The 23,930-nt window shown below is 72.8% G+C and carries 15 protein-coding genes; 8 read left to right on the top strand and 7 right to left on the bottom strand.

Going from position 1 to position 23,930, the window contains the following annotated elements; genetic code table 11:
- Positions 1 to 20 precede the first annotated feature (20 nt).
- From prfB to OG259_RS25740, 3 genes are all read right to left on the bottom strand, one after another.
- Positions 21 to 1,124 carry a peptide chain release factor 2 gene (gene prfB, locus OG259_RS25750; RefSeq protein WP_073808025.1) on the bottom strand — a complete coding sequence of 368 codons (1,104 nt, stop codon included), beginning with the start codon at positions 1,122 to 1,124 and terminating at the stop codon, positions 21 to 23.
- 29 nt (positions 1,125 to 1,153) lie between these two features.
- Positions 1,154 to 2,392 carry a serine/threonine-protein kinase gene (locus OG259_RS25745; protein WP_328944419.1) on the bottom strand — a complete coding sequence of 413 codons (1,239 nt, stop codon included), beginning with the start codon at positions 2,390 to 2,392 and terminating at the stop codon, positions 1,154 to 1,156.
- A 138-nt stretch (positions 2,393 to 2,530) separates the two neighbouring features.
- Positions 2,531 to 4,261: a serine/threonine-protein kinase gene (locus tag OG259_RS25740; RefSeq protein WP_328944418.1), complete on the bottom strand. Its 1,731-nt coding sequence runs from the start codon at positions 4,259 to 4,261 to the stop codon at positions 2,531 to 2,533.
- A 548-nt stretch (positions 4,262 to 4,809) separates the two neighbouring features.
- Here OG259_RS25740 and OG259_RS25735 point away from each other — a divergent pair.
- The 4 genes from OG259_RS25735 to OG259_RS25720 all read left to right on the top strand — a co-directional run bounded on the left by OG259_RS25735 (position 4,810) and on the right by OG259_RS25720 (position 12,326).
- Positions 4,810 to 8,595 carry an FtsK/SpoIIIE domain-containing protein gene (locus OG259_RS25735; protein ID WP_328944417.1) on the top strand — a complete coding sequence of 1,262 codons (3,786 nt, stop codon included), beginning with the start codon at positions 4,810 to 4,812 and terminating at the stop codon, positions 8,593 to 8,595.
- 123 nt (positions 8,596 to 8,718) lie between these two features.
- A complete protein-coding gene (locus OG259_RS25730) occupies positions 8,719 to 10,086 on the top strand; it encodes an ABC transporter substrate-binding protein (protein WP_328944416.1) in 1,368 nt (455 codons plus the stop codon).
- Between the two features lie 9 nt (positions 10,087 to 10,095).
- A complete protein-coding gene (locus tag OG259_RS25725) occupies positions 10,096 to 11,409 on the top strand; it encodes a carbohydrate ABC transporter permease (RefSeq protein ID WP_328944415.1) in 1,314 nt (437 codons plus the stop codon).
- A complete protein-coding gene (locus tag OG259_RS25720) occupies positions 11,406 to 12,326 on the top strand; it encodes a carbohydrate ABC transporter permease (RefSeq protein WP_328944414.1) in 921 nt (306 codons plus the stop codon). Before OG259_RS25725 ends, OG259_RS25720 begins: the two co-directional genes overlap by 4 nt.
- Before the next feature lie 116 nt (positions 12,327 to 12,442).
- On the opposite strand, the gene OG259_RS25715 is transcribed toward OG259_RS25720, so the two are convergent.
- Positions 12,443 to 13,042 carry a TetR/AcrR family transcriptional regulator gene (locus tag OG259_RS25715; RefSeq protein ID WP_328944413.1) on the bottom strand — a complete coding sequence of 200 codons (600 nt, stop codon included), beginning with the start codon at positions 13,040 to 13,042 and terminating at the stop codon, positions 12,443 to 12,445.
- Positions 13,043 to 13,193: 151 nt separating this feature from the next.
- Between OG259_RS25715 and OG259_RS25710 the strand changes: the two genes are divergently transcribed.
- From OG259_RS25710 to OG259_RS25700, 3 genes are read left to right on the top strand one after another with little or no spacing between them, the layout of a single operon-like run.
- A complete protein-coding gene (locus OG259_RS25710; RefSeq protein ID WP_443052013.1) occupies positions 13,194 to 14,120 on the top strand; it encodes an ABC transporter permease in 927 nt (308 codons plus the stop codon).
- Positions 14,113 to 14,967, top strand: coding sequence for an ABC transporter ATP-binding protein (locus tag OG259_RS25705; protein WP_328944412.1), 855 nt, complete (start codon positions 14,113 to 14,115; stop codon positions 14,965 to 14,967). The genes OG259_RS25710 and OG259_RS25705 overlap by 8 nt, the downstream gene beginning before the upstream one ends.
- A gap of 26 nt (positions 14,968 to 14,993) precedes the next feature.
- Positions 14,994 to 16,328 carry a glycosyltransferase family 87 protein gene (locus OG259_RS25700; protein ID WP_328944411.1) on the top strand — a complete coding sequence of 445 codons (1,335 nt, stop codon included), beginning with the start codon at positions 14,994 to 14,996 and terminating at the stop codon, positions 16,326 to 16,328.
- Between the two features lie 58 nt (positions 16,329 to 16,386).
- Here OG259_RS25700 and OG259_RS25695 read toward each other — a convergent pair whose 3' ends face one another.
- Positions 16,387 to 21,360, bottom strand: coding sequence for an NAD-glutamate dehydrogenase (locus tag OG259_RS25695; RefSeq protein WP_328944410.1), 4,974 nt, complete (start codon positions 21,358 to 21,360; stop codon positions 16,387 to 16,389).
- A gap of 434 nt (positions 21,361 to 21,794) precedes the next feature.
- Between OG259_RS25695 and OG259_RS25690 the strand changes: the two genes are divergently transcribed.
- Positions 21,795 to 22,349, top strand: a complete 555-nt coding sequence (locus OG259_RS25690) for a DJ-1/PfpI family protein (RefSeq protein ID WP_328944409.1) — start codon at positions 21,795 to 21,797, stop codon at positions 22,347 to 22,349.
- Positions 22,350 to 22,503: 154 nt separating this feature from the next.
- On the opposite strand, the gene OG259_RS25685 is transcribed toward OG259_RS25690, so the two are convergent.
- Complete coding sequence (locus tag OG259_RS25685) at positions 22,504 to 23,175, bottom strand: HAD family hydrolase (protein WP_328944408.1); 672 nt, start codon at positions 23,173 to 23,175, stop codon at positions 22,504 to 22,506.
- A gap of 45 nt (positions 23,176 to 23,220) precedes the next feature.
- Positions 23,221 to 23,727, bottom strand: a complete 507-nt coding sequence (locus OG259_RS25680; RefSeq protein ID WP_328944407.1) for a DUF6912 family protein — start codon at positions 23,725 to 23,727, stop codon at positions 23,221 to 23,223.
- Positions 23,728 to 23,930: the final 203 nt, after the last annotated feature.

Genomic DNA, 23,930 nt, shown 5'->3' with positions numbered 1-23,930 from the left:
GAACGCGGGGTACTTCGGGGCTACTTCTCCTGCTGCTTGCGCCAGCGGATGCCGGCCTCCAGGAAGCCGTCGATCTCACCGTCCAGGACGGACTGCGGGTTGCCGACCTCGAACTCCGTACGAAGGTCCTTGACCATCTGGTACGGGTGCAGGACGTACGAGCGCATCTGGTTGCCCCAGGAGCTGCCGCTGTCCTTGAGGGCGTCCATCTTGGCCCGCTCCTCCTGGCGCTGGCGCTCGAGGAGCTTGGCCTGGAGGACGTTCATGGCGCTCGCCTTGTTCTGGATCTGCGAGCGCTCGTTCTGGCAGGAGACGACGATGCCGGTCGGGAGGTGCGTGATGCGCACGGCCGAGTCGGTCGTGTTGACGCCCTGGCCACCGGGGCCCGAGGCGCGGTAGACGTCGATGCGCAGCTCGGACTCGTCGATCTCGACGTGGTCCGAGGACTCGACGACCGGCAGGATCTCGACACCGGCGAACGAGGTCTGGCGACGGCCCTGGTTGTCGAAGGGCGAGATGCGGACCAGGCGGTGGGTGCCCTGCTCGACGGAGAGCGTGCCGTAGGCGTACGGCGCCTTCACCACGAAGGTGGTCGACTTGATGCCGGCCTCTTCCGCGTACGAGGTCTCGTAGATCTCGGTCGAGTAGCCGTGGCGCTCCGCCCAGCGCAGGTACATGCGCTGAAGCCGCTCGGCGAAGTCGGAGGCGTCGACGCCACCGGCCTCGGCGCGGATGTTGACCAGCGCCTCGCGCTCGTCGTACTCGCCGGAGAGGAGGGTGCGGACCTCCATCTCGTCGAGGGCCTTGCGGACGGAGGTCAGCTCCGTCTCGGCCTCGGCGAGGGTGTCCGGGTCGTCCATCTCCTCGGCGAGCTCGAAGAGCACCGCGAGGTCGTCGATGCGCCCGCGCAGGGTCTCGGCCTTGCGGACCTCGGCCTGGAGGTGCGAAAGCTTGCTCGTGATCTTCTGCGCCGCCTCCGGGTCGTCCCACAGGGACGGGGCCGCGGCCTGCTCTTCGAGCACGGCGATGTCGGCCCTCAGCTTCTCGAGGTCCAGGACGGCCTCGATCGACCCCATGGTCGAGGAGAGGGACTTCAGCTCTTCGGATACATCGACGACTGCCACGCGTCCAGCGTAACGGCTCGCCGCCGCTGTTACGGCAGCGAGGACTGCTTCGAGTCCTGCGGCGGGGTGTCCGCGTCCCCTGAGGTCGCGAGGTAGCCGCCCGCGCCGAGGGCGCCCGCGACGACGACCGCGGCGATGGTGAGGGTGATCCGGCGCTTGCGGACCGCCTCGGCCTTGTGACGGGCCGAGCCGGGTCTGCGGGCGCCCGCGGGGCGCGGGGCGCGGGCCGTGCCCAGGGGGCCGCCGGAGAGCTCGTCGGGGGCCGGGACGCGCATGGAGGTGTGGGTGTCGCGGTTGGAGTCGGCCGAGGATCCGGGGACGAGCGGGACGGCGGCCCGGCGCGGTCCGGGCTCACCCGTGCCCGTACCGGCCGGGTACACGTCCTCCTCGTACGGCTCCGGCGCCGGCTCGGCGTCCGGTTCGTCCACGTCGAGCGGCGGGATGCCCTTGAGCAGCGGCAGGACGTCCTTGAGGCGGGCGGCGAGCTCGGAGGCGCGCAGCCGGGAGGCCGGGGCCTTCGCCAGGCACTGCACCATCAGCTGCCACAGCTCCTCGGGGATGCCGGGCAGCGGGACGACGGTCTCGGTGACGTGGCGGCGCAGGACGGCGCCCGGGTGGCCGCCGCCGAACGGGGTGAAGCCGGCGAGCAGCTCGTACAGGACGGTCGCGAGCGCGTAGATGTCGACGGCGGCGCGCGGCGGGAGGCCCTCGACGATCTCGGGGGCGAGGTAGTCGGGGGTGCCGATGATCCGGGTGGCCTTGGTGCGGCCAGGCGTGTCGATCAGCTTGGCGACGCCGAAGTCGGTGAGGAGGGCGGGGTGGGCGCCGCCGGGCCCGAGCGGTCCCTCCATGTCGAGCAGGATGTTCTCCGGCTTGACGTCCCGGTGGACGATCCCGGCGGCGTGCGCGGCCGCGAGGGCGTCGGCGACGTCGGCGACGATCGCGACGGCGGCCTCGGGGGCGAGCCGCCGTTCCCGGTCGAGGCGGGTGCGCAGGTCGGTGCCGCGGACGAGGTCCATGACGAGGGCCAGGTCGTTGCCGTCGACGACGAGGTCGCGGACCTTGACCACCCGGGGGTGGTCGAGGCCGAGCAGGGCGGTCCGCTCCTGCACGAAGCGGCCGACGAGCTCCTGGTCGGAGGCCAGGTCCTCGCGCAGCAGTTTGACGGCGACGGGACCCTCGGGCCCCTCGCCGAGCCACACCGTTCCTGCACTGCCCCGCCCCAGGATCTGGTGGGTGGTGTAGCGGCTGCCGATGTTCCGTGCCAAGACTGCTCCCTCAGCGGCTGCGGTTCGCGTGCAAAGTTACGCGTCCGCAGCCGCCGGACGTCACTTCCGAGCGGAAATCACTCCCCGGAAGTCGATAAATCGGCAGTATTACGTGGTCCTACGCGGTGCGGCGCGGTGTCACTGCCCTGTCGTACCGCCGGTAGTACCCCCGGAGTCGGTGGCCTCGCCGATCGTGGAGATCCAGTCGGTCACGGTCGAGATGCCGTCGCCGATGGCCTCCCAGTAGCCCTTGCCCTCGGCGATCCAGTCCTGGAGGGGGGTCAGCTCCCAGATCAGCCAGCCCGCGACCACGAACAGCACGATCATGACCAGACAGCCCTTGAGGCAGCCGAGGCCGGGGATCCGCACCGGGTTGGCGCTGCGCTGACGCGGCGGCCGCGGCTCGCGCGGGGCCGGGGCCTGGGGCGGCGGCTGCGGCGGGGTGTACTGCTGCTGGGGCGGCGCGTACTGCTGCGGGGCGGGCGGCGGCGCGTACTGCTGCGGCTGGTGCTGCTGCTGCGGCGGGTACGGCTGCTGCTGCCGCTGCGGAGCGGGACGCTGCTGCTGGTACGGCTGCGGCGGCTGCTGCCCGTACTGGCCGGGCCGCTGGTCCTGCGGGGGCTGCTGGGGCTGCCGCTGCGGGCGTCGGCGCAGCGGGTCCTGGCTCGGGTCCAGGTACTGCACCTGCGTCTGCTCGTTGCGGTCGCGGGCCGCGCGCAGCTGGTTCTGCCAGGGGTGCGGCTCCTCGGACTGCGCGCCCTGCCCGGACTGCGGCGGGCCCGGCGGTACGGGGGGCATGACGGCCGTCGGGTCGGCGGCGCCCGCCGGGCCGCTGGTCGGCATGACGCTGGTCGCGCCGGCGGGGTCGTACCGGGGCGCCGTCCCGGCGCCGCTGGGCAGCACCTGGGTGGGGTCGGCGGCCCCCTGGGCCTCCGGGGTCCCCGGGACCGGCGCGGGTGCCGGGTCCGGGGCGAGGAGCGCGCCGACGCCGTCGGCCGCCTCGATCTGGGCGGGCGTGGAGTGCACGCCGATGCCGGCGGCGACCGCGCGCAGACCGCGCGCGAGGTTCACCGCGCTCGGCCGCCGGTCCGGGTCCTTGCTGAGGCAGCGCTCTATGACCGTCCACAGCGGTCCGGGCACGGTCGAGGGGCGGCGCGGCTCCTCGCTGAGGTGCCGGTGCAGGACCTCCAGGGCGGTGCCGCCCGCGAACGGGGGCCGACCGGTGACCAGCTCGTACAGCAGGATGCCCGCGCCGTAGATGTCGACGGCGGAGGTCTGCGGGCGGCCCTCGGCGGACTCCGGCGCCACGTACGCGGGCGTGCCGACGAACTCGTGGGTGCGGGTGAGGCCCGGGGAGTCCGCGAGGCGCGCGATGCCGAAGTCGGTGAGCATCGGGTGCATCTGGCCGCCCTGCTCGGCGAGCAGGACGTTGGCCGGCTTCAGGTCCCGGTGGACCACGCCGTCGGCGTGGCTGGCGGCGAGCGCGTCGGCGATCTGGGCGGTCAGGAGGGCGGCGGCGACCGGGGTGAGCGGGCCGCTCTCCCTGATGTACCGGTGCAGGTCGGGGCCCTCGACGAGGTCCATGACGAGCGCGAGGACATCGCCCTCGACGACCAGGTCGCGGGTGCGCACGATGTTGGGGTGGGTGAGCCGGAGCAGCACGGACCGCTCGCGCAGGAAGCGCATCACGATGTCCGCGTCGTTGGCCAGCTCCTCCTTGAGGACCTTGATCGCGACGGTCTCGCCGGGCTGGCCGGGCACGGCCGCATCGGCGCCCGCCGTCTCCCGCTGGCGGGCTCGCCAGACGGTGCCCGTGGCGCCGCGGCCGAGCGGCTCCTCGAGCAGGTACTTGCTGCCGATAGGCCGCACGTCACGCGCTCCCTGCTGATCGTGGTCCTGGAGTGGTCCGGTGGTGTTTCCCTGGGTCCCTGTCTCTGTTGTGACCCGTCCGGGTGTCCGACCCACTTTAGTGCCGCCGAACGGGGTGGAGACCGGTCGTCCACAGGCCGGTTCCGATGTCGGTGGACGGGGCCGGTGGGGTTCCGGCTCCTGTCCGGGGTGGGCCGGGCGGAGGGCCGCGACGGACCGGAGGCATCCGGTCCGGACCCGTCCTTCTGTCCGGCTTCTGTCCGGAAGAAGACGCTTCGGGAGGCCGGACGGTTGCCGGGCATGTTCCGAAGGCATGCTCAACCAGGCACTTTTGCGTTCACAGCCGACCATTCAAGATCACTTCCGGCCGACCCGGGGGCGGGTTGTCGGTGGCAGGTGCGAGGATGCCTCCAGCACGTCGCATCGGTGGGGTCGGGAGCCCCCGCGCCGTGCCGACCTGTACCGGGCGACGCGTCCGTGCCGGGTGGGGGGAGTCACAGGGCGGTTCCCCTGCCGGGCATCTCGCGCAGAAGGGACCGCTGACGGCGATGCAGATCCGGCTGACCGTCCTCGCGCCGTACGCCGGCCATGGCGCCGGACGTACCTGCGACGTGCTCGTCACGGCCCCCGCCGGGACGGCCCTGGCCGCCGTGGCCTCGAATCTCGCCGCCGCCGTCACCGGCCCCGACACCTCCGCCTCGGGCACCACCGTGCTCTACGCGGGCGCGGAGCGGCTCGACGGCCGCCGCTGCGTGCTCGGCGAACCCCCGCTGGTCGACGGCGCGGTCCTCTCCCTCCAGGTCCCCGGCCCCGACGACCGGGTCGGCGAGACGGCCGCGGCCCGGCTGCACGTGGTGGCGGGCCCGGACGCGGGCGGAGTGCATCTGCTGCACGGCGGACCGATCAGAATCGGCCGTTCCGTGGACGCCGATGTACCGCTCGACGATCCGGACGTCTCCCGCGCCCACTGCACGGTGACCGTCGGCGAGGACGGCCGCGTCACGGTCGCCGACCGGGGCTCGACGAACGGCACGACCCTCGACGGCGTACCGGTCGGCGACCGCCCGGTCGGCTTCCGCCCGGGCGCGCTGCTGCGCCTCGGCGAGTCCGCCCTCCGCCTGACCGGCCCCGGCGACGACCTCGGCGGTACGGACACGAGGGCGACGGCCCCGGACGGCGAGGGCCACCTGCGCGTCGCGCCGCCGGGAGCCGACGGACGGGCACCGGCGGACCTGGGCGACCGGCCCTCCCACGCGGGCGTGCCCCGCACGGCGGCCGGCGGCCCGACGGACGACACCACCCACGGCGGGGCGCGCGGCGTGCCGCTCGGCGGGACCCCCGAGAGCGCGTACACCGACCCGTACGCCCCGGGTGCCCCTCGCGGTACGGACTCCCCCGGCGCCGGTCACGCGCGCGCGGGCGACCAGGCCGGCGGTGCCGACGGGCCCGGCGGCGAGGCCCACGGCAGGACCCGCCCGTCCCGCGTCGACGCGGGCTCGGAACCGGCCGACGCCCCCTCCCCGCGCCCCGGTGGCAAGCGCGGCCTCGGCGCCTGGGCGCGGCGACTGGCGGGCGGGCGCGAGGAGCTCCCGGCCCCCACCGCCGGCCCCCGTACCGCACCGGACACCCACGCGGGCGCCCGGACCGGCACCGGCGCGCGGGACGGCTCGGCCGCGCCCGCACCGGTGGCCGACACCTGGCCCGATCCGGCCACCGTCCTGCTCACCGCCCTCGGTCCCGGCCCCCGGCTCTGGGAGCGCGGCCAGGACCACCCCGAGTCCCTGGTGGTGCGGCTCGGCACGACGGACCGCGCCGAGCTCTCCGGCGTGCCGGTCACGGTGGGACTCCGGGAGGCCGGTTCGCTGGGCCTCGCGGGCCCCGCCGACCGGCTCGCGGGGCTCGCCCGCTCGGTGGTCGCCCAGCTCGCCGCCCTGCACTCCCCGGCCGATCTGGAGATCGTGCTCATCAGCGCCGACCGGAACCGCTCCCTCGACGAGCGGCGCCGGGCCTGGGGCTGGCTCGGCTGGCTCCCGCACGTCCGGCCCGCCCACGGCCAGGACTGCCGGCTGCTCCTGGCGTACGACCGCGAGCAGGCCCAGGCCCGTACGGCGGAACTGACCCGACGGCTCGACGACGGCCCGCTCGGGCCCGGCTGGCCCAGCGCCGACCGCTCGTCCGTCGCCGAAGCGGCCGCCCGCCACACGGGGCCGACGACGGTCGTGATCGTCGACGGCGACCCCGGTTCCGCGGCGCTGCGCGAGACGGTCGCGCGACTGGCCGGAGCCGGAGCGGCGGCCGGCATCCACCTCCTCTGCCTCGCCGAGGCGCCCTCGGCCTCCCCCGTCTCCCCGGTGGCCGCCACGTACGAGACGGCGTGCGCCGCCTCGCTCGCCTTCCGCGAGTGCGGGGCCGCCGCGCTCCTCAGCGGCGACGTGGCGACGGCACTGCGGCTGCTCCGGACCTCCGGCGGGCGGGTCGCGGGCCACGGCACCGTCGGCGTGGTCGACGCGGTCTCCGTCGCCTGGGCCGAGCGGTTCGGCCGCGCGCTGGCCCCGCTGCGTACGGACACGACGGCGGTTCCGGGCGCGCGTGCCGCCGCGCTGCCCCCGTCGGCCCGTCTCCTCGACGAACTCGGGCTCGCCCGTGCCACCCCCGCCTCCTTGATGGCCCGCTGGGCCTCTGCCGGGGACGGCACGGCGGTCCTCGGTGCGGGGCCGCGCGGCCCGCTGGCCGTGGACCTCACCAAGGAGGGTCCGCACCTGCTGATCGAAGGCCCGGCGGGAAGCGGACGCACGGAGCTGCTCCGTTCGATCGCGGCCTCGCTCGCGGCCGGTGGCCGCCCCGACCGGCTCGGCCTGCTCCTGGTCGACGGAGCGGGCGGCGAGCGCGGCGAAGGACTCGCGGTCTGCACGGAGCTGCCGCATGTGACCGAGCATCTGGTCGCCTCGGACCCGGTGCGGATGCGGGAGTTCGCGCAGGCGCTCGGCGCGGAGCTCAAGCGCCGGGCCGAGATCCTGGGTGACGGCCACTTCGCCGACCGCCGGGGCCCGCGCGCGGCGCCCGCCGCCGACCGGCTGATCGGCCAGCGCGCCCCGAGCGCGGCGGAGTCCGTGCCGCAGGGTGCCCGCGCGACCGTCCGTCTCCGGGAATCCGGCGACCTCGCGGACCGCCGGAGCGGCCGCACGCTGCGCACGGGCGACGGCACGATCGGCGCCCTCCCGAGCACGAGGAGCGGCCGCACGGACGGCCCGTACCCCGGTTCGGACGACCTCGGTGGCCGGCCCAGCGGCCGGATCACGTACTCCGGCGACCTCGACGGCCGGCCGAGCGGCCGGAGCGCGTACCCCGGGTCGGAGGACGTGGGCGGGCGCCCCAGCAGCCGCACGCTCCGCGCGGGCGACGACGACCTGACGGGGCCCTCCAGCGGCCGGGTCCCGTACCCCGGGGCCGACGACCTCGGCGGCCGAGCCGGCGGGCGCGTGTCCCGTGCCGGGGACGGCTCGCTCGACGAGCGGTCCAGTGCCCGTACGCGGGCGGGTGGCGACGCCTATCTGGCCGATACGCCCAGTGGGCGGCTGCCGCGCAGGGACGGCGACGACCGTGCGAGCAGCCGCACCCTTCGTACCGGCGACGGCGATCTCACGGACCGCCCCAGCGGGCGCGTGCACCGCTCCGGAGCCGAGGACGTCGTCGGCCACGGCAGCGGGCGCGTGCTCCGCTCCGCGGGTGAGGAGACGGCCGGGCGGATTCCCCGTCCCGCGACCGGTGAGCACGACCCCGTGCGCGCCGCGAGCCCCGCCCACCTCCCCCGGCTCATCGTGCTCGTCGACGATTACGACGCTCTCGTCGCGCCCGCGCTCGGCGCCTCCGGGCGGCCCGCGGCCGGTTCCGTCGTGCGGGCTCTTGAGGCCGTCGCGCGCAACGGCGAGCGGCTCGGCGTGCACCTCGTCGCGACCTCCGCGCGCCCCGACCGGACGGCCGACACCGAGCTGGCCCACGGAGCCCGGCTGCGGATCGTGCTCGACGCGCCGCCGGTGACCGCCGGACCGGACGTACCGGCCGCCGGGCGCGGACGCCTCGGGCATCCGGACGGCCGGGTGACCCCCTTCCAGGCGGGCCGAGTCACCGGACGGATCCCCCGGACGGCGACGCTCCGGCCCACCGTCGTCCCGCTGGAGTGGGAGCGGATGGGTGATCCGCCCACCCGTCGCCCGGTCCGCGAGCTGGGCAACGGTCCGACGGATCTGGCGCTCCTCGCCAGCGCGCTGGACCGGGCCGCACGCTCGGTCGAGGCGGCTCCCGTGCCCCCGCTGACCCCTGCGGCCCACAGCTGACGTCACGTCACGAGGACGTCACGATCGCCCAGTTGACACGGAAGGCGGTATTGCGGGGCCCGGTCACCGGGCGTAGACCTGTCGGCACGGGACAGCGAAGCGCACGGGAGAGACGGGGCAGCGATGCGGACAACTCTTCGTCCACGCAGCAAGACCGCGGTGACCATCACGGCGTTCACGGCGATCACCGCACTCACCCTCGCGGCGTGCGGTGGCGGCGGGGCCGAGAAGGATCCGGGGGAATCCGGGCCCAGCGGCGGCGCCCTCCCCCTGAAGGGCGAGAAGATCGAGGTCGCCGCCGTCTGGACGGGCCCCGAGCAGGAGAACTTCACCAAGGTCCTGAAGGAGTTCGAGAAGCGCACCGGCGCGACCGTCACCTTCGTGCCCGCCCAGGACCCGATCGTGAACTTCCTCGGTACGAAGATCGCGGGCGGTTCGCCGCCGGACGTCGCGATGCTCCCGCAGGTCGGCGCGATCCAGCAGGCCGCCGCGCAGAAGTGGCTGAAGCCGGTCGGGCCGGAGGCCGAGGCCCAGCTGGCCGCCAACTACTCGCGCGGCTGGCAGGAGCTCGGCGCGGTCGACGGCACCCAGTACGGGGTCTACTTCAAGGCCGCGAACAAGTCCCTGGTCTGGTACAACTCCGCCGTCTTCGAGAGCGCGGGCGCCACCGAGCCGAAGACCTGGAAGGAGTTCCTCACCACCGCCGAGACGATCTCGGCCTCCGGCGTCACCCCGGTCTCGGTGGGCGGCGCGGACGGCTGGACCCTCACCGACTGGTTCGAGAACATCTACCTCTCCCAGGCGGGCCCGGCCAAGTACGACCAGCTCGCGAAGCACACCATCAAGTGGACCGACCCGTCCGTCACCGCCGCCCTGACCACACTCGGCGAACTGTTCGGCAAGCCCGCCCTGCTCGCGGGCGGCACGAGCGGCGCGCTGCAGACGGAGTACCCGGTCTCGGTCACCCAGACGTTCACGGGCGGCGACCAGCCCAAGGGGGCGATGGTCTTCGAGGGCGACTTCGCGGCCGTCAACATCGCCCAGACGAAGGCGAAGATCGGCACGGACGCGAAGGTCTTCCCGTTCCCCACCGTCGGCACGGGCACCACCCCCGTGGTGACGGCCGGCGACGCGGCCGTGGCCCTCAAGGACACCAAGGGCGCGCAGGCGCTGCTCGCCTTCCTCGCCTCCGCGGACGCGGCGAAGATCTGGGCGGCCGAGGGCGGCTTCCTCTCCCCCAACAAGAACCTGGACCTGTCGGCGTACCCGAACGACGTCCAGCGGGAGATCGCGAAGGCGCTCATCGGCGCCGGTGACTCCTTCCGCTTCGACATGTCGGACCAGATGCCGCAGTCCTTCGGCGGGACGCCGGGCAAGGGCGAGTGGAAGGCGCTCCAGGACTTCCTGAAGAACCCGAAGGACATCGCGGGGACGCAGGCGCGTCTGGAGAAGGACGCGGAGAAGGCGTACCGGGCCGCGGCGAAGGGCTGAGGCCCCGGCATGCCGAGGCACACCACTCCCCACAGGGCCGGAAGCAGGAGCAGGACGGTCGCGGCGGGGTTCCTGCTCCCCGCCCTGCTCCTGCTCGGCGCGCTCGTCGTCTACCCGATCGGATACTCCGTCCAGCGCTCGTTCTTCGACCGCTCGGGCACCTCCTTCGTCGGCCTGGACAACTACCTCGCCCTGGTCACCGACGACTCGCTCCGCACCGCCGTCCGCAACAACGTGATCTGGCTGGTCTTCGCCCCGGCGGTCGCGACCGCCCTCGGCCTGGTCTTCGCCGTGCTCACCGAACGCGTGCGCTGGGGTACGGCGTTCAAGCTGGTCGTCTTCATGCCGATGGCGATCTCGATGCTCGCCGCCGGGATCATCTTCCGGCTGGTCTACGAGCAGGACCCGGACCGCGGCGTCGCCAACGCCGTCTGGGTCGGGGTCCACGACACCTTCGCCGAGTCCTCCGGCTTCCCCCGGGCCCGGCCGCTGCCCGTCCATCCGCTGAAGGCGGCCGACGGCGGCGCGTTCGTCACCGAGGAGCCGGTCCGCGCCGGGAAGCCCGTACGGCTTCCGCTGATCGGGGTGGCGCCGGGGCAGATGCCGGAGGAGGCCCGCCCGGCCCGGCAGCCGGCTCCCGCGCCGGACACGATCGCCGGCACGGCCTGGCTGGACTTCACCCGGGGCGGCGGCGGTCGGCAGAACGCCGTCGATCCGACCGAACTGGGCCTCGCGGGGCTGCGGATCGAGGCCGTACGGGACGGAAAGGTGGTCGCCAGGACCACGGCGGCGGCCGACGGCAGCTTCACGCTGCCCGCCGACCGCGCCGACGGAGCCGTACTGCGCCTGCCCGCGAGCAACTTCCGGGAGCAGTACAACGGCGTGGAGTGGCTCGGCCCCTCGCTCGTCACCCCGGCCGTCATCGGCTCGTACGTGTGGATGTGGGCCGGGTTCGCGATGGTGCTGATCGGCGCCGGGCTCGCGGCCGTCCCGCGCGAACTGCTCGAAGCGGCACGGGTGGACGGGGCGAACGAGTGGCAGGTGTTCCGCAGGATCACGGTGCCGCTCCTCGCCCCGGTCCTGGCGGTCGTCCTCGTCACCCTGATGATCAACGTGCTCAAGGTCTTCGACCTGGTGTTCGTCATCGCGCCGGGCTCGGCCCAGGACGACGCGAACGTGCTCGCGCTCCAGCTGTACCGCTCGTCGTTCGGTACGGACGCCGATCTCGGGATCGGCTCGGCCATCGCCGTCCTGCTGCTGCTCCTGGTGGTCCCGGTGATGGTCCTCAACATCCGCCGCCTGCGCCGGGAGGCCCGCCGATGAGTTCCCCCGCCACCCGCACGCGCGCGCGTACCGACGTCTCCGCGCCGCCCCCGGGCTCCCGCGCCCGCCCGACGCTCGCCGCGCGGGCTGCGGCCCGGGCCGCCGGGGGCACGGTCCGGGTGTTCCTCGTCCTGGCCGGTCTGTTCTGGCTGCTGCCGACGGTGGGGCTGCTGCTCTCCTCGCTCCGCTCGCCCCCGGACATCGCGGCGAGCGGCTGGTGGCAGGTGTTCACGGCGCCGGCCCAACTGACCACCGAGAACTACACCCGTCTCCTCGCGAACGACACGATCACCGGCTCCCTCGTCTCCACCGTCCTGATCACGGTCCCGTCCACCCTGCTGGTCCTCCTCCTCGGCTCGTTCGCCGGGTACGCGTTCGCGTGGCTGGAGTTCCCGGGCCGGGACTGGTGGTTCCTCGGGGTGGTCGCCCTGCTCGTGGTCCCGGTGCAGGTCGCCCTCGTCCCGGTGTCGAAGCTCTTCGGCGCGGTGGGCCTCTTCGAGACGACGCTCGGGGTGGTCCTCTTCCACACGGCCTTCGGACTGCCGTTCGCGATCTTCCTACTGCGGAACTTCTTCGCGGAGATCCCGCGCGAGCTCCTGGAGGCGGCGCGGCTCGACGGGGCGGGCGAGCTACGGCTCTTCACCCAGGTGGTGCTGCCGCTCGGCGGTCCGGCGATCGCCTCACTGGGGATCTTCCAGTTCCTGTGGGTCTGGAACGACATGCTGATCGCGCTGATCTTCGCGGACTCGCAGTCGCCGCCGATCACGGTGGCGCTCCAGCAGCAGGTACGGCAGTTCGGCAACAACGTCGACGTGCTGGCGCCGGGGGCGTTCGTGTCGATGGTGGTGCCGCTGGTCGTCTTCTTCGCGTTCCAGCGCCAGTTCGCTTCCGGGGTGATGGCGGGCGCGGTGAAGTAGGGCCTGTCCGGCGGATCGCGTCGGCCTGGCCCTGTCCCGCGGGATCGGCGTCAACCTCGGCCCTGTCCGGCGGATCGGGTTCGGCCCTCGCCATGGTCCGCCGGACACTCCCTGGCTCAGGCCTTGAGCGCGGCCACCGCCGACCGCGTCAGATCGTCCACGTACCCCGGAGGCAGCGGCGTACGGACGACGACGAGGCGCCAGTAGAGCGGCCCGACGACCAGGTCGAGGGCACGGCCCGGGTCGGCGCCCGCCGGGAGTTCGCCGCGCGCGACGGCCTCGCGGACGATCCGGGTCACCACGCCCTGCTGGCCGTCGAGCAGCGCGGCGGTGACGGCCTCGGCGATCTCGGGGTGCCGGGCCGCCTCGACGAGCAGGTCGGGGATGACCTGCGAGGCGACCGGGTGGCGCAGGGCGTGCGAGGCCACTTCGAGGAGCGCGCGCACGTCCCCGTACAGGGAGCCGGTGGCGGGCGCCGGCAGGCCCTGGGTGGCGAAGGCGCCGACGAGGTCGAGGACGAGGGCGAGCTTGGACTTCCAGCGCCGGTAGACGGCGGTCTTGCCGACGCCCGCGCGGCGCGCGATGCCCTCGATGGACATCCGGGCGAAGCCGACGGCCGCGAGCTCCTCGAAGACGGCGGCGCGGATGGCCTCGGTCACGTCCTCGCGGAGTACGGCGGCTCCGGCGGGGGCGCGGCGGGGGGTCGGTTCGGTCATGAACGGCATCCTAACCAAAGGCGACGCCCCGGATGCGTCACGACGATACGGTTGCGTTCCGACGTCGAGTCGCCCTAGTCTCCACGTAACGACGATACGGACCCGTTCCATCGCCGAGGATGCCCGCACCCTTCGTCGAAAGCGCCCGCCCGTGACCACCCAGACCCTCTCCCCGCCCACCGGGAAGGCCCCTCCACAGGCGGCCCCCACCGAGGACCTGCGCGCGCTCGCCCTGCGCCACGGCCTCACCGTCAGCGGGGCCCGCCCCTCACTGCCCGCCTACACCCGGCAGCTCTGGTCCCGCCGCCACTTCATCACGGCCTTCGCGACCGCCCGCCTGACCGCGCAGTACAGCCAGGCGCGCCTCGGCCAGGTCTGGCAGGTGATGACCCCGCTGCTCAACGCCGCCGTCTACTACCTGATCTTCGGCGTCCTCATGGACGCGAAGCAGGGCGTCGCCGACTACGTGCCCTTCCTGATCACCGGCATCTTCGTGTGGACGTTCACCTCGAACACGATCCTGGCCGGCACCCGGGCCATCAGCGGCAACCTGGGCCTGGTCCGCGCCCTGCACTTCCCCCGCGCGAGCCTGCCGATCTCGCTGGCACTCCAGCAGCTCCAGCAGCTGCTGCTCTCGCTCGCCGCGCTCGTCATGATCCTGTTCGGCCTCGGCGAGTTCCCCACCTGGAGCTGGCTGCTCGCCGTCCCCGCGCTGCTCTGCCAGGCGCTGTTCAACACGGGTGTGGCGCTCGCCCTCGCCCGGCTCGCGGCCCGCACCCCGGACATCTCGCAGCTGATGCCGTTCGTGCTCCGCACCTGGATGTACGCCTCGGGCGCGATGTGGTCGATCCAGAACCTGGCGAGCAGCGGCCGTTTCCCCGGGGGCGTGGTGCTGGCCCTCCAGTGCAACCCGGCGGCCGTCTACATCGACCTCGTGCGCTTCGCGCTGATCGGGAGCTACACCTCGGAACAGCTGCCGCCGCACGTCTGGGCGCTCGCCGCCGGCTGGGCCCTGCTGGCCTTCGGGGGCGGTTTCATCTGGTTCTGGAAGGCGGAGGAGACGTACGGCCGTGGCTGACAAACAGGGCACCCCCACCGTCGTGGTCGACGGCGTCCACATCACGTACACCGTCCGCGGAGGCCCCACAGGCGGCCGAGGTACCGCGACGGCCGCGCTGAGCAAGATCCTGCGGTGCGGCGACGCAAAGCGCGGCAGCGCAAAGCACGGCACCGCAGAGCGCGGCGACGCCACTCCCCCCGGCAACCGCGTCCACGCCGTGAAGGGCGTCAGCTTCGTCGCCTACCGGGGCGAGGCAATTGGCCTGATCGGTTCGAACGGATCTGGGAAATCCACCCTTCTGAAGGCCATCGCGGGCCTCCAGCCCGTCGAGCGGGGCCACGTCTACACCCACGGCCAGCCCTCGCTCCTCGGCGTCAACGCCGCCCTCATGAACGACCTCACCGGCGAGCGGAACGTGATCCTGGGCGGTCTCGCGATGGGCATGAGCCGCGCGGAGGTCCGGGCGCGCTACGCCGAGATCGTGGACTTCTCCGGCATCAACGAGAAGGACGACGCGATCTCCCGCCCCATGGGGACGTACTCCTCCGGGATGGGGGCCCGACTGCGCTTCTCCATCGCCGCCGCGAAGAGCCACGACGTCCTGCTCATCGACGAGGCCCTGTCCACCGGCGACGCCCGCTTCCGCCGCCGCAGCCAGGAACGGATCGACGAGCTGCGCGCGGAGGCGGGGACGGTCTTCCTGGTCAGCCACTCGAACTCGACCATCACGGAGACCTGCGAGCGGGCCCTGTGGCTGGAGGCGGGCACGCTGCGGATGGACGGCCCGGCGAAGGAGGTGGTGGCGGCGTACGAGGAGTTCACGGCGACAGGGCCCGGAACGGGGCCCGGGAAACCGGGCAAATGACGCATTAAGGGCTACAGTGCGGAGGGATGACGAACGATCACCCTCAGTCGCCCCACGGGATCGGGACCGGGCCCCCCGCCCCGCACCGGACGGGGACCGAGCCCCCCCACCGCACCCGGTCGCCGTTCGACTCGGACACCTTCACCTCCGCCACCTTCGTCACGGTCGGCCGCGGCCCCTACCTCGCCCTCGCCTCCGTCTGGCTGCTGGCCCGCGCCGGCATGGTGCTGCTGCTCCTCCGCGACACCCTCGGCATCGGCGGGGTCGGCCGCGAGGTGGACCTCTACCGGTACTGGTACGGGCAGTTCGCGCAGGGCACCTTCCCGCCCGGCGACGTCACCTGGCAGTACCCGCCCGGCGCGGGGCTCGTGATCATGTCGCCGGGCCTCCTCCCCTGGCTGACGTACTTCCAGGCGTTCGTCGCGATCACCCTGCTCGCCGACGCGGTCGTCACCGCCGCCCTCGCCCGCGCCGACAGCGCCCGCCTCACCCACGGCGCCTGGATCTGGGTCTGCGGCCTGCCGCTGCTGCTGCACCTGCCGCTCGCCCGGTACGACGTCCAGACCACCGCCCTCGCCGTCCTCGCGCTGCTCGCCGTCAACGCCCGCTCGACCGCCGCCCACCGGCTCGGCGGGGCACTCGCGGGCATCGGCGCGATGGTCAAGGTCTGGCCGGCACTCACCCTGATCGGCACCCCCCGGGGCCGTACCACCCGCGAGGCCTGGACCGCCGCGGTCGTCGCGGCCCTCGCCCTCCTCGCCACCCTCGGCCTCTTCTTCTCCGAATCCCTCGGCTTCCTGCGCCAGCAGGGCAGCCGCGGCATCCAGATCGAATCCCTCGGCGGCACGGCCCTCGCGCTGGCCAAGGCCACCGGCGGCTGGCCGGGCAGGGTCGAGTTCCGCTACGGGGCCTTCGAGTACGTCGGCCCGTACGTCTCCAGCCTCGGCCACCTCGCCCTGCTGCTCACCGTCATCGCCTTCGGCTGGCTGCTCCTGTGGCGCCTGCGGGCCCACCGCTGGACCGCGGCCACCCCGCTCGACGCGGCCCTCACCGCCGTCCTGCTGTTCACCGCCACCAGCCGGGTGATCAGCCCCCAGTACATGGTCTGGCTGCTCGGCCTCGCCGCCGTCTGCCTGACCTCACGCGACACCGTGATGCGCCCGGTGGCCCTGCTCCTCCTCCCGGCGGCCGCACTGAGCTCACTCGCCTACCCCGTCCTGTACGACCAGGTCATCGAAGGCACCACCCAGGGGCTGACCGTCATGGCGCTCCGCAACGGCCTGCTGCTCGCGGCGTCCCTGCTCGCCGCCCGCCGCCTGTGGACGTCGACGGTCACGGGACCCCCGGAGGAGTCCGCGTAGCACGCACAACGGCAAGGGCCCCGCCGGACGTCCGGCGGGGCCCTTCTCGCTCAAGCCACTAGCTGTGCGAACGAAGCAGCGTGCGCATGGTCCGCATCGCCACCGACAGGTTCGCCAGGTCGAAGGTGTCCGAGCCCTGGATCTCCTCCAGGGTCGACTTCGCGCGGCCCAGGATCGCCGCGTTCTTCTCCTCCCAGTCCTTGAACCGCTGCTCCGGGCTCGCCGCGCCGTTTCCGGCCGCCAGGACGTCCGCGGTCAGCGCCGAGTGCGCCGCGAAAAGGTCCTCGCGGATCGACGCGCGGGCCATCGACTGCCACCGGTCACTGCGCGGCAGCTCGATGATCCGGTCCATCAGGTCGGTGATCCGCAGCCGGTCGGCCAGGTCGTAGTAGACCTCGGCCACGGCGAGGGGGTCCTTGCCCGTCCGGTCCGCGATCGCGACGACGTCGAGGATCGGGAAGGCGGAGGAGAAGCCGGCGACCCGCAGCGCGAGCTCCTCCGGCACGCCGACCTCGGTCAGCTCCTCCACGATCGACTGGTACCACTCCAGGTCCGCGCCGCGCAGCAGGTTCGGCAGCTGCGCCCAGACCTGCTCGACCCGCTCGGAGAAGAACTCGATGGTCTCGGTGAGCTGGAGCGGCTGCGGCCGGTTGTTGAGCAGCCAGCGCGTGCCGCGCTCGACGAGCCGGCGGGAGTGCAGCCGCATCCGGGTCTGGACGTCGGCGGGCACCTGGTTGTCGAGGGCCTCGACGGCGTCCCAGACCTGGCCGAGGCGGAAGACGACACGGGCGGCGGTCTGCGCCCGGACGATCTCCTCGATCGACGCGCCGGTCTCCTCGCGGAGGCGGTGCAGGAAGGTCGAGCCACCGGTGTTGACGGTGTCGTTGACCAGGACGGTGGTGATGATCTCGCGGCGCAGCGCGTGGTTGTCGACGGCCTCGGTGAACTTCTCGCGCAGCAGCGTCGGGAAGTACGCGTGGAGCAGCCCGCGCAGGTACGGGTCGTCCGGCAGCTCCGTACCGATGAGCTCGTCGGCCACCGTGATCTTGGTGTACGCGAGGAGGACGGCGAGCTCCGGCTGGCTCAGACCGCGGCCGTTGTTGAGCAGCTCGCGGATCTGCCGGTCGTTGGGCAGGAACTCCAGGGACCGGTCGAGGGCCCCGTCGCGGCCCAGGCGACGCATGAAGCGCTGGTGGGCGTGGAGCAGGGACGGCGACTGGGTGACGGCGTTGGCCAGGGCCGTGTTCTGCGCGTAGTTGTTGCGCAGGACGAGCGTGCCGACCTCGTCGGTCATCTCCGCGAGGATCTTGTTGCGCTGCTTGACGGTCATGTCGCCCTCGGCGACGAGCCCGTTGAGCAGGATCTTGATGTTGACCTCGTGGTCGGAGGTGTCGACGCCGGCGCTGTTGTCGATGGCGTCGGTGTTGACCTTGCCGCCCTGGCCCTCGGGGCCGCCGGTGCGGGCGAACTCGATGCGGCCCAGCTGGGTCGCGCCGAGGTTGCCGCCCTCGCCGACGACCTGGGCGCGCACGTCCTGGCCGTCGACGCGGATGGCGTCGTTGGCCTTGTCGCCGACGTCGGCGTTGGACTCGGCCGAGGACTTGACGTACGTACCGATGCCGCCGTTCCACAGCAGGTCGACGGGCGCGTGGAGCACGGCCTTCATCAGCTCGGCCGGGGTCATCTTGGTGATGCCGTCCTCGATGCCGAGGGCGGCCCTGACCTGCGCGTTGACCGGGATGGACTTGGCGCTGCGGGGGTGGATGCCGCCGCCCGCGGAGAGCAGCGAGGTGTCGTAGTCGGCCCAGGACGAGCGGGGCAGCTCGAAGAGCCGGCGGCGCTCGGCGTACGAGACGGCCGCGTCCGGGTTCGGGTCGATGAAGATGTGCCGGTGGTCGAAGGCGGCGACCAGGCGGATGTGCTCGCTCAGCAGCATGCCGTTGCCGAAGACGTCGCCGGACATGTCGCCGACGCCGACGACCGTGAAGTCCTCGGTCTGGGTGTCGTGGCCCAGCTCGCGGAAGTGCCGCTTGACGGACTCCCAGGCACCGCGGGCGGTGATGCCCATGCCCTTGTGGTCGTATCCGGCGGAGCCGCCGGAGGCGAAGGCGTCGCCGAGCCAGAAGCCGTACGACTCCGCGACGCCGTTGGCGATGTCGGAGAAGGTCGCGGTGCCCTTGTCGGCGGCGACCACCAGGTAGGTGTCGTCCTCGTCGTGGCGGACCACGTCGACCGGCGGCACGACCTCGCCCGCGACCAGGTTGTCGGTGATGTCGAGCAGCGCCGAGATGAAGGTCTTGTACGAGGCGATGCCCTCGGCCAGCCAGGCGTCACGGTCCACGGACGGGTCCGGGAGCTGCTTGGCGACGAAGCCGCCCTTGGCGCCGACCGGCACGATGACGGTGTTCTTCACCATCTGCGCCTTGACCAGGCCGAGGATCTCCGTACGGAAGTCCTCACGGCGGTCGGACCAGCGCAGACCGCCACGGGCGACCTTGCCGAAGCGCAGGTGGACGCCCTCGACGCGCGGGGAGTACACCCAGATCTCGAAGGCCGGGCGGGGCGCCGGAAGGTCCGGGATGGCCTGCGGGTCGAACTTCATCGACACGTACGAGTGCGGCTTCCCGTCCGCCGTCAGCTGGAAGAAGTTCGTCCGCAGCGTGGCCTTGATGACGGTCAGGAAGGACCGCAGGATGCGGTCCTCGTCCAGGCTCGCGACCTGGTCGAGGGCGGCGTCCAGCTCCTCCAGGAGCGCGTCGATCAGCTCGGTGCCGGCACGCTGGCGCTCCGGGGCCATCCGGGCCTCGAAGAGGTTGACGAGCAGCCGGGTGGTGTGGACGTTGTTGCGGAGGGTGTCCTCCATGTAGTCCTGGCTGAACGTCGAACCGGCCTGGCGCAGGTACTTCGCGTAGGCGCGCAGCACCATCGCCTCGCGCCAGGTGAGCCCGGCGGAGAGGACGAGCGAGTTGAAGTTGTCGTTCTCGGCCTCGCCGGTCCAGGTGGCGGAGAAGGCCTCCTGGAAGCGCTCGCGGGCGTCGTCGCCGAGGTAGTCGCCGCCGTTGCCGGTCGCGAGGGGCATCCGCAGACCGAAGTCGTAGACCCAGGCGTGCGTACGGTCGGCGCAGCGCAGCTCGTACGGCCGCTCGTCGGTCACCTCGACGCCGAGCCGGTTGAGCACCGGGAGCACGGCGGAGAGGGAGATCGGGTCACCCGTCTTGTAGATCTTGAAGCGGCGCTCGCCGGGACCCGCGCCGACCGGCTCGTAGAGCGAGAGCGCGAAGTCCTTGCCGCCGCCGGTACGGGCGAGGGCCTCCAGGTGGACCAGGTCGGCGACGGCCGCGCGCGGCGAGTGGTCGGCCTTGTAGCCCTCGGGGAAGGCGTTGCCGTAACGGCGCAGCAGCTCGGCGGCACGCTCCTCGCCGCACTCGGCGTTCAGCGCCTCGGCGAAGCCGTCGGACCAGGAGCGGGCGGCCTCGACGAGCCGGGTCTCGATGCGGTCGACATCGGCGTCGGTGAGCTTCGCCAGCTCGGTGCCGGGCTGGACGCGGACGACGAAGTGCAGCCGGGACAGGATCGACTCGGTGTTCCAGGCGGTGAAGTCGACGCTGGTGCCGTCGAGCTCCTCCTTCAGGATGTCGATGATCCGCAGCCGGACGCGGGTCGTGTAGCGGTCGCGCGGCAGGTAGACGAGGGCCGAGTAGTAGCGGCCGTACTCGTCCTGGCGCAGGTAGAGCCGCAGCCGGCGCCGCTCCTGCAGGTACAGGACGCTGGTGACGACGGACCTGAGCTGGTCGGCCGGGGTCTGGAACAGCTCGTCGCGCGGGTACGTCTCCAGGATCTGGAGCAGGTCGCGGCCGTCGTGGCTGTTGGGCGAGAAGCCCGCGCCCTCCAGGACCTCCTGGACCTTGCGCTTGACGACGGGAACGCGGCGCACGGACTCGGTGTAGGCGGCCGAGGAGAACAGGCCGAGGAAGCGGCGCTCGCCGATGACGTTGCCGTCGGCGTCGAACTTCTTCACACCGACGTAGTCGAGGTACGAGGGGCGGTGCACGGTCGAGCGGCTGTTGGCCTTCGTCAGGATCAGCAGCTTGTGCTCGCGCGCCTTGGCGCGGACGTCCTCGGGCAGCCGGCTGAAGGACGGCGAGACGGGGTGGGCGTGGTGGCCCTGGTCGTCGCCCGCGTGCTGCGGGTCGGAGCGCAGGATGCCGAGGCCGGTGCCGGGCACGGCGGACAGGGCGTCGCCGTTGACCAGCTGGTACTCGCGGTAGCCGAGGAAGGTGAAGTGGTCGTCGGCGAGCCAGCGCAGCAGCTCGCGGGCCTCCTCCACCTCGGTCGGGCGCAGGTCGGAGGCGGTGGGCTCGGCCGGGAGGCCCTCGGCGATGCGCAGCGCGGCGTCGCGCATCTTGTCCCAGTCCTCGACCGTCTCGCGGACGTCGGACAGGACGCGCAGCAGATCGGCGGTGATCTGCTTGAGGTCGGCGCGGTCGGTCTCACGGTCGATCTCGACGTGGATCCAGGACTCGGTGAGCGCGTCGTGCGGCAGATCGCCCTGGATCTGCGCCGACAGGACCTCGATGAGCTTGCCGGTGACGTCACGGCGGACGAGGACCTGCGGGTGGATCACGACGTGGATGCCGCGGCCCTGGCGCGAGAGCTCGTTGGTGACCGAGTCGACCAGGAACGGCATGTCGTCGGTGACGACCTCGACGACGGAGTGGCTGCTCGTCCAGCCGTTCTCCTCGACCGTCGGAGTGTGCACACGCACGTTCGCCGTGCCCTGCGGACGGTTCTCCGCGAGCCGGTAGTGAGAGAGCGCGGCACCGAACACGTCGACCGGGTCCCGGTCGCCGAGGTCCTCCGGCGCCGTGTGCAGGTAGTAGCGCTGGAGGTACTCGAGCACGGTGTCCCGGTCCGGGCGCTCCCCGGCACCCTCCGGGCCCGTCGGAAGTCGCCCCCCGACCGGGCTGTGCTCAGCTACCCGAGCGGCCCTTTCGAGCAGCTCGGCCTTGGCTTCGTCCAGCTTGGTCTGCATGTCCTCTGACTCCTGTCGCGCGCCGTTGCGTGACGTCGGTGGAAGAAAGGACACAACGACGCCTCGACGCGGTGATTCCGGTCGAAGACGACGTTATGCCCGAATGAGAGATGCCCGGGTCGTTATCGGCCACGGAGAGCGGCGCGCCCGGACGGAGAGGATCGGCGAACGCGCTGTCGGCCCGGCCGCTGTCGCGGACCGGGCGGCAGCCGGGGGCTTCACTGCCCCCTCGGCGTATCGCGCTGATCACGGCAAAAGCCTATCGCCCTCGCCCCCCGAACCGTCATGGTCCGTATGTGTACAAAAGAGGGGGTGGAAGTTTGACGTTCTGGACAGCGACACATGTCCTCTTGGCAAAGCGCCCCGTCGGGGGCGGCACGTGCGCGAGCATGGACGCAGCACGGCAGACCGACCATCTGTGATCTGGGAGAGCCATGGCGAAGATCCTGATCGTGACCGGTGACGCGGCGGAGTCGCTGGAGGTGATGTACCCCTACCAGAGGCTGCTGGAAGAGGGCTACGAGGTCGACATCGCCGCCCCCGCCCGCAAACAGCTGCGCTTCGTCGTCCACGACTTCGAGCCCGGCTTCGACACGTACACCGAGAAGCCCGGCTACACCTGGCCCGCCGACCTGGCCTTCTCGGAGGTCGACCCGGGCGCGTACGTGGCCGTGGTGATCCCGGGCGGAAGGGCCCCGGAGTACCTGCGCAACGACCCGGAGCTCCGCAAGATCCTCAAGGCCTTCTTCGACGCGGACAAGCCGGTGGCCCAGATCTGCCACGGCCCGCTCCTGACGGCGGCGATCGGCGGCCTGGAGGGCCGCCGGGTCACGGCGTACCCCGCGCTGGAGCTGGACATGCAGGCGGCCGGCGCGACCTTCCAGGACAGCGCGGCGGTGGTGGACGGCCTCCTGGTCTCCTCAAGGGCCTGGCCGGACCACCCCACCTGGATGCGCGAGTTCCTGAAGGTCCTCCGAGCCAAGAGCTGACCCGCGCCGGGGGTTGTGGGCATACGTTCCGCAGGGGCGGAACGGGTGGGCACAACCCCCCACCGGGCCGCACCCGGTCGGGTGGGCACACCGCCCCACCGGGCCGCACCCGGCCCCGCGAGCCCCGCCCACCACCCGGCGGACCCGCAAGCCGCTAGACCAGCTCCTCCGCGACAGCCACGGCCTCGACGAGCGAGTCCACCACCGGCACACCCACCCGCTCAAGCGACGCCCGACTGTGCGACCCCCCGGTGTAGAGCACCGCCCGGGCCCCCACATGCGCCGCGGCCAACGCATCGTCCGCGGCGTCACCGATGACGACGACCCGGTCCGCCGGCACACCGCCCAGCGCGGCAAGGTGCCGCACCATGTGCCCCGACTTCCCGTCCGTGGACGCGTCCACCCGCCCGTCCATCCGCACGAACCGCTCCGCGATCCCGTGCCGCCGCACCAGCGGTATCAAATCCGCGTGCGGCGCGAGCGACAACAGCGACTGCGTGAACCCGGACTCCTGCCGCGCCGCGAGCAGCTCCGCGGCCCCGGAGGTCAGCCCACACCCCTCGGCCCGCTCCCAGTAGTGCCGGTGGAAGGCGCCGTCCATGACGGACCACTCGGCGTCGGTGGGCAGCCGCCCCATGAGCCGCTCGTAGAACTTGGGCACCGGCACCGTGTACAGCTCGCGGTACCGCTCAAGAGTGATCGGTTCGAGCCCGAGCTCGGCGAACGCGGCGTTGGTCGCCCCGATGACCGCGCCGATGTCGTCGAGCAGTGTGCCGTTCCAGTCCCAGACCAGATGCTTGCCGCGCAAGCCGTCGTGCTTCCCCATGGAAAGACGGTACCCGCCGCCACCGACACCCAAGACCCGGGGACCTCAGCCCAGCAGCGCGGGAATCTCCTGCACGCCGAACCACAGCAGCTCGTGGTCCTCGGCCCCGTCGACGACGAACTGCGCGTCGTCGTCCCCCTGGTCCGCCGCGCCCAGCGCGTCCGCCGCCGCCGTCACGTCCGCCTCCGCGTCGTCCGCGTCCGCGTGCACCGCCGCCGCCTTGGCGAGCCGGACGGGCCCGGCGATCCGGACCTCGCCGATGGAGCTCACGGTGAGTGCCCCGTCGGGGTCCGTGGCGGCGTCCTTGTCGGCGACGTCGATCGCGACGACGATCCGGCGCCGGGGCGCCTCGGGGTCGCCGGCGAGCAGCCGCAGGGAGGCGGACGCGGCCCGGTTCAGCGCCGCGTACTCCAGTTCCTCGATGTCGTCGGAGACGTACCACTCGCGCAGGGCGGGGGTGACGGCGTAGGCGGTCAGCGGACCGGGGCCCAGCTCGCCCGCCTTGTGCGCCTGTGCGAGACCGGGGAGGGTCAGGGGGACGTACACGCGCATGGCTGGCCGCTTTCGTAGACGGAGAGGCCCTCAGGATATCCGCGGAGTCCCCCTTCGGGGTGGCCGGCCGGAGTCGGCGTACGTCCACCCCGCGAGGCCCTTCTCAGGCCCCCCGAGAGTCGATTTTCTCCCGCGTCACCCGGATAGGTGATTCCGTTTTCGACCCGCCCGGCGGCGGCGGACTCCTTGCGGCCCCTCCGAGC

Source organism: Streptomyces sp. NBC_00250 (genome assembly GCF_036192275.1).
Classification (GTDB): Bacteria; Actinomycetota; Actinomycetes; order Streptomycetales; family Streptomycetaceae; genus Streptomyces.
This window is presented reverse-complemented; position numbering and strand designations above follow the sequence as displayed.